A 12237-nucleotide genomic window follows, 5' to 3' on the forward strand; every position below is an offset into this window, starting at 1 on the left:
CAAAGCTGGTGATGCGCATAATTTCCCCCATCTCCGTCGGTCCGGTGACGATCGACATGCCCGTAATCCTGGCGCCGATGACTGGCGTCACGGATATGCCGTTCCGCACTTTGGTCCGCCGTTACGGATCGGGTCTGAACGTGACGGAGATGATCGCGAGCGCGGCGATGATCCGCGAGACGCGGCAGTCTTTGCAGAAAGCGGCGTGGCATCCGGTGGAAGAGCCGGTGTCGATGCAGCTTGCGGGCTGCTCACCGCAGGAGATGGCCGAAGCGGCGAAGCTGAATGCCGATCGTGGCGCGGCGATCATCGACATCAATATGGGTTGTCCGGTCAAGAAGGTGGTGAATGGCGACGCCGGTAGCGCTCTGATGCGCGACCTGCCTCTGGCCGCCGCGTTGATCGATGCGACGGTGAAGGCCGTCGATGTTCCCGTGACCGTCAAGATGCGCATGGGGTGGGATCATGCCAGCCTGAATGCCCCTGAACTGGCGCGGATTGCGCAGGATCTGGGTGCGAAGATGATCACTGTGCATGGGCGGACCCGTTGCCAGATGTACAAGGGTAGCGCCGATTGGGCGTTCGTGCGGAATGTGAAGGATGCAGTGTCGTTGCCCGTGATCGTCAACGGAGACATCTGCTCGATCGAAGATGCGGAAACGGCGCTGGAGCAGAGCGGCGCGGACGGCGTTATGATTGGCCGGGGCGCTTATGGGCGGCCCTGGCTGATCGGACAAGTGATGCACTGGTTCCGCACAGGGCAGCGCCTTCCCGATCCTTCGCTAGCCGAGCAATATCAGCTGATAACAGAGCATTATCGTGCGATGATCGAGCATTATGACGGCCTGACGGGCGTCAACATGGCTCGCAAGCATATCGGTTGGTATACCAAGGGGCTCACCGGATCGGCGGAGTTTCGTAACGCTGTCAATCAGGAGCCGGATGGCGACGTGGTGCTTGATATGCTGGCGCGCTTTTACGAACCGCTGATTGCACAGGACGGAGCGATCGAGACGCGCAAGGCGGCATGACGATGCCACTAAGCACCATCCCGCCGCCCCCGATGCAGCAGGATGTACCATCACCGTCGGAATTGATGATCGCACTCCCCGTGGCGACATTGATCGTAGCGCCGGACAACAGCATTGCCGATGCGAATGTCCGGGCGGAAACTCTGCTCAACATGGCGCGATCCGCGATCGTGGGAAGTGACGTCACGCGCACGGTTCGCATGGCGGATGCGAGTTCGCGCTTCGACATTTGGCATAGCAGCAAGCCGATCGCCGCCTATGACGTCAAGGTGCATGCGGGGCGAACGGCTGAGATGGAAGTCGATCTGATGATCGCCCCGATTGTCGACCATGAAGGGTGGCGGGTGGTGTCGATTCACGCTCAAAGCCATGCGCGGCAAATAGGTCATCGTGGCACCCCAGGCGGCGCGCGATCGGCCATGGGCGCCGCGGCCATATTGGCCCATGAGATCAAGAATCCGCTGTCGGGCATCCGTGGCGCGGCGCAGCTTCTGGAGTCCGGCAACGATGGACGCGACGCCGTGCTGACCCAGCTGATCTGCAATGAGGTCGACCGGATCGCCGCCCTGATCGACCGTATGCAGGATTTCACGACCGATCACAGGCTGGAATGCCGACCGGGCAACATCTATCCCATGATCGATCGGGCGGCAAACATCGCCGCTGCCGGTTTTGCAAGAAATATCAGGATCATAAAACGTTACGATCCATCATTGCCATTTGCCGTCATCAATGACGATGCGCTTGTGCAGATCATGCTCAACCTGCTGAAAAATGCCGCCGAGGCGCTGGATGAAGTCGAAGAGCCCTGCATCCGCGTTGAAACCGCGTTCCGCCATGGCGTGTCGGTCGTGCTGGGCGATGGAAAGGGCAGCGCGGTACTGCCGATCGAGATACTGGTCATCGATAATGGGCCGGGCGTGCCGGAACATATATTAGATCACCTCTTCAACCCCTTCATCACGGGCAAGCGCGATGGGCAGGGGCTGGGGCTGGCGCTGGTCGACAAGCTGGTGCGGGACATGAATGGGTTCGTCCAATATTCACGCGATCCAGACGCGGGCGAATCGACGTTCCGAATCCTGCTTCCCATGGGGATGGGAGCATGACGACCACGGGGTCGATATTGGTCGTCGATGACGATCCCGCCATTTGCATGGTGGTCGGGGAAGCGCTGCGTCGGCAGGGGCATAAGGTAAAGACCGCGTCGTCCATTCGGGAGCGTAGCGCCCTGATCGACAGTTTCGCGCCGGATGTGCTCATAACTGACGTCATGCTGCCGGATGGCGATGGTCTGGACGGCGTCGCGGAGATCCTGGAGCGCAGGCCAGACCTGAGCGTGATCATATTGTCGGCACAGAACACATTGAACACGGCGATCCGCGCCACGGAGAAGGGGGCCTTCGAATATCTCCCCAAGCCGTTCGACCTCAATGAATTAGCGCGGGCGGTTGGTGATGCCCTTGGCATGAACAAGGCCGAGGAGGGCAATCAGGAAGATGGCCTTCCCCACGACGGACTGCCTCTCGTTGGCCGGTCCCCTGCCATGCAGGAGGTTTACCGGACGATCGCGCGGGTATTGTCCAACGATCTTAGCATCCTGGTGCTGGGAGAGTCGGGCACGGGCAAGGAACTTGTCGCCGAAGCAATCCATGGGCTGGGGCAGCGCCGGACCAAGCCATTTGTCGCCATCAACATGGCGGCGATTCCACGCGAACTGATCGAGGCCGAACTGTTCGGTTATGAGAAGGGCGCGTTTACGGGAGCCAATGTCCGGACCGCCGGGAAGTTCGAGCAGGCGCAGGGCGGAACCCTATTCCTAGACGAGATTGGCGACATGCCGATGGAGGCGCAGACGCGCCTGCTGCGAGTCTTGCAATCAGGTGAGGTGACCACGGTCGGTGGATCGAAGCCGGTGCGGGTGAATGTCCGCATCGTTGCGGCGACGAACAAGGACCTTCCCAAGCTGATCGAGGAAAACAGGTTCCGGGAAGATCTTTATTACCGGCTGAATGTCGTGCCCATCCCCTTGCCTGCGTTGCGCGAGCGGCGGGAGGATGTGATCCTGCTCGCAAAGCATTTCCTGGAACGCGCCGCGCAGGAGGGGCTGCCCCGAAAAACGCTGTCGGACGATGCCGCGCAATTGCTGATGGCCTATCATTGGCCGGGCAATGTGCGTGAGCTTCAGAACCTGATGCAGAGGCTGGCGGTGCTGAGCCGTGAGACCGTGATCGCGGGGGAGGTGTTGCGCAACAGCTTGCCGCTGGACCTTGTGCCTCCGGATTATGCCGCGCCCGCCGATCAATTGGTCCTGGCCGTGCGCGAATGGGCAAAGCGGCAGTTGGGGATCGGCATCGGACAGCCCAACCGCAATCTGCATGATGATATGCTGGCGGTCGTCGAACCGATCCTGTTGCAGGAAACGCTGGCGAGCGTGGATGGTAACCAGATCCGGGCGGCCGGGTTGCTGGGGATCAACCGTAACACATTGCGCAAGAAGTTGACCGACTATGGTTTGGACCCGCTGCAACTGCGCGTGTCGGACTGAGCCGGGACGAAACGACACAGGTGTTCGGCCAAGGGACAATCTGTCCCAAATACTGTGTTTGATCAGGCACGGCGTTGTTGTAAGAAAGCCACTATGGAAGGTGCAGTGACTCTCTCCACGCGAGGTCGGGCATGGAAGAGATATTTTCCGCCCTTCCTTCGACGTCATCTCGCTCCGCTGGTGGAGGCCGTTACGCTGATGCTGTTCCTTGGAACGGCGGGCATCACCTATTTCCTGTTGTCAGGCCAGGGGCAGTCATACACGCTGCTTACGCCGCCGATCGTCGCGTTGCTGCTGGTGGGAAATCTGGTTCCGGCGATCGCGCTTCTCGTGCTGCTTGGACGCCGGGTCGCGAAGCGCCGCGCCGCCCAGTCCGCGATAGGCAGCGACGGGCAACTTCACGTCAGGTTGGTGGCCATCTTCTCGATCGTAGCCAGCGTCCCGATGTTGCTGGTCGTCATCTTTGCCTCGCTGTTGTTCCAATATGGCGTGCAATTCTGGTTTTCGGACAGCGCGCGCGGGATGTTGCAAAATGCCAGCGACCTCGCGCGCGGCTATTATGAGCAGAATCTTCGCGAGGTGGGGGACGAAACGGTCACCATGGCGAGCGACTTGCGGGATTATCTCGGCCAGTCGAAAGTATCGAGCCCGCGCTTCGCCGAAGGCTATATCTACCAGGTCGTCACGCGAAAACTCAATCGTTCGGCAATCATCGAGGTGGGCAAGGATGGCGTGGCTCGCACCGCTGCGACGGTCGACCCGGATAGCCGACCTGCCTCAGAAATGCTGTCGCCTGATGTCATCAAGAGACTGGAGGCAGGCGAAAATGTGGTTGTTGCAGCAAAGCCAAACCAGATTCAGGCGGTGACGCTGCTCTACCCCGGCGCGAAAATCTATCTTTATGCCACTCGGGATTCCGGTTCGACCGCGTTCAGCAATGTGGAGCGCGCGCAGAAGGTCCTGTCCGACTACGATATCTTCGCTGCCCAATCACGCGCGCTTCAGCTGCGATTTAACGTCGCTCTGTTCGTAGGATCGCTTCTGCTGGTCGGTATAGCGGTCTATATCGCGTTGGCGGTTGCGGACTGGATGGTTCGCCCAGTGAACGAGTTGGTGACCGCCGCCCGGCGGGTGACGGCAGGTGATTTGTCCGCCCGTGTCACCAGCCCGCAGTCCCGCGATGAAATCGGAACGCTCGCATCTGCATTCAACAGGATGACCCAGAGGCTGGAGGCGCAGACAGGCGCGCTCGTCGCCGCGAACAGCCAGTTGGATGAACGTCGCGCCTTCATCGAAGCCATCCTGTCAGGCGTTTCCGCAGGCGTGTTGTCGGTGGACAGGGAAGGGGTGATCCTGCTTCTCAACAGTTCGGCCGCCGCTATTCTGGTGAAGGACGGCGATGATCCGGTAGGGCGACCGCTGAGCGCCGTTTCGCCGGAACTGGCGGCTCTCATTGCTTCGGAGGAGGGGGCGGGGATCGTGCAGACGCGCGCGCATGGCGAAATGCGGACCTTGGCGGTCAAAGTGTCCGAAGACGCATCGCGCCATATCCTGACGTTCGACGACATCACGCAGCAATTGTCCGATCAGCGGCGAGCCGCATGGTCCGACGTGGCCCGTCGGATCGCGCATGAAATCAAGAACCCGCTGACGCCTATCCAGCTCGCGGCAGAGCGCTTGCAGCGCCGCTATGCCGAGGAAGTGACAAGCGACAAGGCGACCTTCACACGCCTGACCGGGACCATCGTCAGGCAGGTAGGCGATCTGCGGCGGATCGTGGATGAATTCTCCTCGTTCGCCCGGATGCCCAAACCTGTGTTCCGCCGCGAGGCTGTTGCGGATATCGCCCGTCATGCCTTGTTCCTGCACGAAGTCGCGCATCCCGACGTCAAATTTGAATTCCGTGGTGGGCCTCATGATATGGAACTTGTCTGCGACCGGCGACAGCTTGGGCAAGCGCTGACCAATATCGTCAAAAATGCCGTGGAGGCTATCGAACCCAAGCCCGAACCTGCCGAGGGCGGAGCCCGTGGTCATGTTCGCATGACGGTCGGCCAGGAGGACGGCAATTTGCTCATCAACGTCAGCGATGATGGGGTTGGGCTTCCGCCGGAGCGGGAGAGGGTGCTGGAACCCTATATGACGACCCGCAGCAAGGGGACGGGCCTGGGCCTCGCCATCGTCAAGAAGATCGTCGAGGAACATATGGGCGAAATCCGCCTGGAAGATGCGGAAGGCGGAGGGACGAGCGTTACGTTGCGCTTCCCCACTGCCGCTCTTGAGAAATTGGAAGAAGGGCAGGTCGTAGCATTGCCCAAGGGAAAAGTGACAGCCAATGGCGCTTGATATTCTGGTAGTCGATGATGAAGAGGACATCCGTGATCTGGTCGCGGGCGTGCTTGAGGATGAGGGCTTTACCACTCGCACTGCTGCCAACAGCGACAGCGCGATCGAGGCGCTGGATACCAGGCGTCCTTCGCTGGTCCTGCTGGACGTCTGGCTACAGGGATCGACCCTGGATGGTCTTGAATTGCTGGACGTGATCAAGCAGCGCGACGCGACCATTCCGGTGCTGATGATTTCAGGTCATGGCAATATCGACACGGCCGTGGCCGCGATCCGCAAGGGCGCGGCGGACTTTATCGAAAAGCCATTCGAAGCCGACCGGCTGTTGCATCTGGTCGCACGCGCCACCGAGACCGAGAGATTACGGCGGGAAAATCAGGTCCTGCGTGCCCGGTTTGGACAGGATGACGAACTGACGGGCACTTCAGCCGCGATCAATGCGGTGAGAGCGACGATAAAGAAGGTCGCCGGAACGGGCAGCCGGGTTCTGATTTCGGGTCCTGCGGGCGTCGGCAAGGAAGTCGCGGCGCGCATGCTTCACAGCTGGAGCGGGAGGGCCGACGCGCCCTTCATCGTCGTGGCGGCGGCGCGCATGGACCCCGACCGGGTCGAAGAGGAGCTGTTTGGCGTCGAAGACCCCAGCGGCCTTGTGCGTCCCGGCTATCTTGAGCAGGCGCATGGCGGCACGCTTTACCTTGACGAGATCGCAGACATGCCCGTCACGACGCAGGGCAAGATATTGCGGGTTCTGACCGATCAGAGCTTCACGCGCGTGGGCGGGCAACGGCAGGTGAAGGTGGACGTACGCGTCATCTCTTCGACCGCGCGGGACCTGGCGGCGGAAATTGAGGAACGGCGGTTCCGGGAAGACTTGTTCTATCGCCTCAACGTCGTGCCCCTGATCATCCCTTCCTTGTCGGAACGGCGAGATGACATACCACCGCTGGTCGAGCATTATCTCGCACGTTTCGCGGCCGAACGGCGGGTGCCGTCGCCCGAGATCGCCAGTGATGCCATGGCCGCGCTTCAAGCGAACGAATGGCCCGGCAACGTTCGCCAGCTGCGCAACGTCATCGAACGAACGATGATCCTCGCTCCGGGCGAGCGGATTGGCCGGATCGAGCTCGACATGCTGCCTAGCGAACTTTCGAGCAATGGCGCGGGTGAAGGGATGGGTCAGTCCGCGATCATGGGGGCGCCGTTGCGGGAAGCGCGGGAAAGTTTTGAACGTGAATATCTGCGTATCCAGATCAGGCGATTTTCCGGCAACATATCCCGAACGGCCACATTCATCGGCATGGAACGGTCTGCATTGCACCGCAAGCTCAAGCTGCTTGGGATCACGGACGGCAAAGACAATTGATGCAAGGGGATGAACGATAGCCCATCTGGGGCATGGACGCCCCTTCGCAATTGCGGTAGCTTTCTGATTGCCCCCGGTGAGCGGGGGCGGGCAAGACACCCTGCCCAGGGGTGCAAGAGCGGGTAACGTCCCGCCAATAAGGTGAAGACCATGGCAGAAAAACTCAATAATCTTCAGGACATATTCCTGAACAACCTGCGCAAGAGCAAGACGCCCGTGACCATGTTCCTGGTAAAGGGCGTTAAGTTGCAAGGGATCATCACCTGGTTTGACAACTTTTCGGTTCTGTTGCGGCGCGACGGGCAATCGCAGCTTGTCTACAAGCACGCGATTTCCACAGTGATGCCCGCTCAGTCGATGGACCTGACCGACCTTCGCAAAGCGAGCGACGGCAATTCAAAGCCCAAGCTGCTTCAGGAAATATTCCTGAGCGCCGTTCGCAAGTCCGGTAGCCCGGTCACCATGTTTCTGGTCAACGGCGTGATGTTGCAGGGCGAGATCGCTGCTTTCGATCTTTTCTGCATGCTGCTGGAGCGCGACGGCATGGTGCAGCTTGTCTACAAGCATGCCATCTCCACTGTCCAACCTCTCCATGCGCTCGACCTGAGTGGCGAAGGCGAGGGCGAGAATTGATCAATCTATTTCGGTACGGCCCGCCTTCTGATGAGGCGGGTCGGCGCTTGATGCGTTAGCCGCTTATGGCCGTCTTCAACAGGGACTCTGCCGACGAAGTATCGCGCGGCGCGCGGGCCGTGGTCGTGCGCGCTGAAACTCATGGGGTGGAACGGCGCGACAGTGATGCCCGGCTGGAGGAGGCGAAAGGCCTCGCTCTGGCTATCGGCATTGATGTGCGCGCCGCGCAGGCGTTTCGTGTGCGGGATCGGAAGCCCGCAACGCTGTTCGGAAGTGGCCAGGTCGATCAGATTGCGACGCTTGCGCGAATGGAAGATGCCGAACTGGTCATTGTCGACAACGCGTTGAGCCCGGTTCAGCAGAGCAATCTTGAAAAGGCGACCGAAGCCAAGGTGATCGACCGAACGGGGTTGATCCTGGAAATCTTCGGCGAACGTGCGGCCACCAATGAAGGACGCCTTCAGGTCGAACTGGCCCATCTCGATTATCAGGCGGGCAGGCTGGTGCGCAGTTGGACCCATCTTGAACGGCAGCGTGGCGGCTTTGGGTTCCTGGGTGGTCCTGGTGAAACGCAGATTGAGGCTGACCGGCGGATGATCCGGGATCGCATGGCAAAGATCAGGCGTGAACTTGACCATGTGACCCGTACCCGCAGCTTGCATCGGGCGCGGCGGCAGCGGGCTCCCTGGCCCGTGATCGCGCTCGTCGGCTATACCAATGCTGGCAAGTCCACGCTTTTCAACCGGATGACGGGCGCCGATGTCATGGCGGAAGATTTGCTGTTCGCGACGCTGGACCCGACCATGCGCCAGATCGCATTACCGGGATTGGACAAGGCGATCTTGTCGGACACGGTCGGTTTTGTGTCGGATCTTCCCACGCAGTTGATCGCAGCGTTTCGCGCGACGCTGGAAGAGGTTCTGTCGGCTGACCTCATCATACATGTCCGCGACATCGCACATCCTGATAGTGAGGCGCAGCGCGATGATGTGCTGGATGTGCTGAGTGAGCTTGGTGTGGCGGGAGAGGGTGCTGGAGCGGGGGACGACGTCCCCCCGATTATCGAGGCGTGGAACAAACTTGATCTGCTGGGTGAGGAAGAAGCTGCGCAACTTCGGGAAATCGCGGAGCGGCGCGGAGATGTCGTGATCCTTTCCGCTCTGACCGGCGAGGGCGTGGACGATCTGCAAAGAAGCATCAGCGCCAGACTGACTGCTGGGGCGCAAATCCATCAACTTCGAGTGCCGTTGGCAGATGGCGCTGCCGTTGCCTGGCTGCACGAGCAGGGTGAAGTGATAGCTAGCGAAACGGTGGACAGCGACCTCGTCGTTAAAGTTCGGCTGTCTGACTCTGCGCTTGCCCGGTTCACCAAACGCGCGAGCTCTTGATCGGTTATCGGCGGGCCAATTCGCATTTGGCTTGCTGCCAAAGAGCTTCCTTTCCATCGAGGTCCAAGCTCTGGAAGTGTGATCCTGCGGCCTGTTCCATGACGCGGAAGCGGGCTTCGAATTTCGCGTTTGCGGCCCGTAACGCAGCTTCCGGATCGACCTTCAGGTGTCGGGCCAGGTTGACCACGGCAAACAACAGGTCGCCAACCTCCTCCTGATGTTCTTCTGGCGATGCGGCGTCGTGAACTTCCTGCAATTCCTCCTGGATCTTTGCGACCACACCTTGGGTGTCGGGCCAGTCGAAGCCGGTACGGGCTGCGCGCTTCTGGAGCTTTTCGGCGCGGAGTAGTGCGGGAAGCGCGTTGGCGACGCCAGCGAGAGCGCTGCTGTCGGGTTCTCTGGCAGCGCGTTCGGCTGCTTTGATCGCTTCCCATTGAGCATGGCCATGTTCGCGTTCGGCACCTTCGCCGAAGATGTGCGGATGGCGGCGGATCATCTTGTCGGTGACGCCGTCGATCACGTCCTGGAGATTAAAGTGCCCGGCTTGTTCGGCCATCCGGCTGTGGAAAGCTACCTGTAGAAGGAGGTCGCCGAGTTCGTCGCAGAGCGCGGGCATATCGTTGCGCTCAATCGCGTCGGCGACTTCATAGGCTTCCTCGATTGTGTAGGGCGCGATGCTGGCAAAATCCTGCTGGATGTCCCAGGGACATCCGGTGTCCGGATCGCGGAGACGAGCCATGACGTTGGCGAGCGGCATGATGTCGGCGGGGCTCGCTTTGGTGCTGGATGACATGGGGGTCCTGAAATCAAGAAGGAGGTGGCGAGAAGATAGAGTTTTGGTTGGGGGAAGGCTATCCTTTCCGGACTGATATTTGTACGATAATATATATTATGTTAAATTCGACTTGGGATGACCGTTCGTAGCGTACCCAGATGAGCCAATTAGTCACCTGCCACGAAAGGTGAGCCCCCTCATATCAGGCGATACCGAGAACGCCCCGTTTCAGTCTTCCAGGATTTGGCTGTGGCGACGGGTGTCAGGCATTTTGATGTAGATGATGAGCGATATGGCGATCATGACGCTTACATAGATGTAAAATGCCTGTTCAATGCCGATCTGCTTGAAATAGAGCGCCACGAATTCGGCCGTGCCGCCGAACAATGTGTTCGCCAAGGCATATGGCAGCGCGACGCCAAGGGCACGGATATGGGCCGGGAAAAGCTCCGCCTTCACGACGGCGTTGATCGAGGTGTAGCCGGTGACGATAATCAAGCCTGCCATCACCAGCAGCCCCGCAACCAGTGGATCGCGAGTTACGGCGAGCGTGGCGAATATTGGATAGGTGAACAGCATGCCCAGGATGCCGAAGCCGATCATTAAAGGCTTGCGCCCGATCCGGTCGGAGAGCGCGCCTGCGAGCGGTTGCAGAGCCATGAAAAAGAACAAGGTTATCCCATTGATCTGTGATGCTATTTCCCGGCTGAGGCCCGACGTGTTCACCAGGAATTTCTGCATGTAGATGGAATAGGCATAGAAGGCGATCGTGCCGCCGGCCGAGAGCAGCATGACGGTCAGTGTTTCGCGAGGATGCTTCGTGACCAGTTCAACAAAGCCGGATCGCGGCGCTCCTTCGGCTTTCGCTGCATGGAAGCTTTGCGTTTCACTTAGCCCACGGCGGAGCCAGAAGACGATCACGGCGAGAGCGCCGCCAATCAGGAAAGGTATCCGCCACCCCCAATCGTCAAGCTGCTCAGTGGTCAGCACACCCTGAAGGATGAGCAGCACGCAAATTGCCACAAGCTGCCCGGCGATCAGCGTAACATATTGAAAGCTGGAGAAGAAACCGCGCCGATCACGTCCCGCCATTTCAGACAGGTAGGTCGCGCTGGCACCATATTCGCCGCCGATCGAAAGACCCTGCATCAGGCGGGCAAGGACGAGCAGCAGGGGCGCCCCTATCCCGATCACATCATAGCCTGGCGTCACCGCAATGAGCAGCGAACCCGCACACATGAGAGCCACGGACAGGGTGAGACCGCTTTTGCGTCCATGCCGGTCGGCATAAATGCCCATCAACCAGGCGCCGATAGGCCGCATCAGGAAGCCCACGGCGAATATCCCGGCAGCGCTCAAAAGCTGTGCCGTGCGATCCTCGCTCGGGAAGAAATGCGGCGCAAAATAGAGGGTGAATGCTGAATAGGCGTACCAATCATACCATTCCACCAGATTGCCGGTGGACCCACCGACGATCGCCTTTAGCCTTTCGCGCTGGGTCGGCGCGCGCAGCGCCAGCGATGCCGTCATGGATTCAGCACCATCTCACCATTTTCGACGCCCCAGCTTTTGAGCCGGGACAGCATATTCATCCCTATGACGTTCACCTCACCAAAAGCGGGTGATATGACGATGGGCAGATCGCTCGACCGGACCGGGCCGATGGCCAAAGTGGAGATGGAGGAACGCTTGGCGTCAATCTGGCCGTTCGCGGTCATCATCGACACGCCCGGTGCGTTCAGGTCAAAATTGAGCCCGGCCGCACGAGCGGAGGGGACGGAAAGGGCCGTTATGCTGGCGCCGCTGTCGATGAGGAAACGGGTGGCGGTGCCGTTGACCGTTCCTTCGACCCAGAAATGGCCATCAGGTGCCATGGGAATGCGAAGTGCCTGACCTTCGGCGCGGGCAGGAGGCGGTGTTGGCGGCGTTTTCTGCGAAACCGGCCCTGCCCCTGCCCCAGACATTCGGGCGGAGAAAAGTCCGGCTTTCTCACCAATTTTGAACAATCCCAGCAGGGCCGCAAATATGGCGACCCAGACCAGTGCAAGGCGCAGCATGCCAGCCATGGGCATGCGGCGAGCCAGCAAGGCGGAGCCGACGAGAACAAGCGCGAGCACATACCAGATGCTGGAAGCCGCCTGATCCCCATTCAT

Annotated in this window: 10 protein-coding genes; 7 read left to right on the plus strand and 3 right to left on the minus strand. The window is 60.0% G+C overall.

Annotated elements, in window-relative coordinates; all coding sequences use genetic code 11:
- Positions 1-11: 11 nt before the first annotated feature.
- The 7 genes from dusB to hflX all read left to right on the plus strand — a co-directional run bounded on the left by dusB (position 12) and on the right by hflX (position 9309).
- Positions 12-1031, plus strand: a complete 1020-nt coding sequence (gene dusB / locus ACZ5TH_RS04860) for a tRNA dihydrouridine synthase DusB (protein WP_460988067.1) — start codon at positions 12-14, stop codon at positions 1029-1031.
- A complete protein-coding gene (locus ACZ5TH_RS04865) occupies positions 1028-2140 on the plus strand; it encodes a two-component system sensor histidine kinase NtrB (RefSeq protein ID WP_449472316.1) in 1113 nt (370 codons plus the stop codon). Before dusB ends, ACZ5TH_RS04865 begins: the two co-directional genes overlap by 4 nt.
- A complete protein-coding gene (ntrC, locus tag ACZ5TH_RS04870; RefSeq protein ID WP_464794799.1) occupies positions 2137-3579 on the plus strand; it encodes a nitrogen regulation protein NR(I) in 1443 nt (480 codons plus the stop codon). Before ACZ5TH_RS04865 ends, ntrC begins: the two co-directional genes overlap by 4 nt.
- A 93-nt stretch (positions 3580-3672) precedes the next feature.
- Positions 3673-5925 carry a sensor histidine kinase gene (locus ACZ5TH_RS04875; protein ID WP_464794800.1) on the plus strand — a complete coding sequence of 751 codons (2253 nt, stop codon included), beginning with the start codon at positions 3673-3675 and terminating at the stop codon, positions 5923-5925.
- Complete coding sequence (gene ntrX, locus ACZ5TH_RS04880) at positions 5915-7288, plus strand: nitrogen assimilation response regulator NtrX (RefSeq protein WP_449472322.1); 1374 nt, start codon at positions 5915-5917, stop codon at positions 7286-7288. The genes ACZ5TH_RS04875 and ntrX overlap by 11 nt, the downstream gene beginning before the upstream one ends.
- 150 nt (positions 7289-7438) lie before the next feature.
- Positions 7439-7921, plus strand: coding sequence for an RNA chaperone Hfq (hfq, locus tag ACZ5TH_RS04885; RefSeq protein WP_464794801.1), 483 nt, complete (start codon positions 7439-7441; stop codon positions 7919-7921).
- Between the two features lie 65 nt (positions 7922-7986).
- A complete protein-coding gene (gene hflX / locus ACZ5TH_RS04890; RefSeq protein WP_464794802.1) occupies positions 7987-9309 on the plus strand; it encodes a GTPase HflX in 1323 nt (440 codons plus the stop codon).
- A 4-nt stretch (positions 9310-9313) separates the two neighbouring features.
- On the opposite strand, the gene mazG is transcribed toward hflX, so the two are convergent.
- From mazG to ACZ5TH_RS04905, 3 genes are all read right to left on the minus strand, one after another.
- Positions 9314-10102 (minus strand): nucleoside triphosphate pyrophosphohydrolase, encoded by a 789-nt coding sequence (mazG, locus tag ACZ5TH_RS04895; protein WP_464794803.1) that lies wholly within the window; start codon positions 10100-10102, stop codon positions 9314-9316.
- A 210-nt stretch (positions 10103-10312) separates the two neighbouring features.
- The gene (locus tag ACZ5TH_RS04900; RefSeq protein WP_464794804.1) at positions 10313-11614 is read right to left on the minus strand and encodes an MFS transporter; all 1302 of its coding nucleotides are present in this window, start codon (positions 11612-11614) and stop codon (positions 10313-10315) included.
- Positions 11611-12237 carry a retropepsin-like aspartic protease family protein gene (locus tag ACZ5TH_RS04905; RefSeq protein WP_464794805.1) on the minus strand — a complete coding sequence of 209 codons (627 nt, stop codon included), beginning with the start codon at positions 12235-12237 and terminating at the stop codon, positions 11611-11613. The genes ACZ5TH_RS04900 and ACZ5TH_RS04905 overlap by 4 nt, the downstream gene beginning before the upstream one ends.

This window comes from Sphingobium sp. TomTYG73 (genome assembly GCF_055394245.1).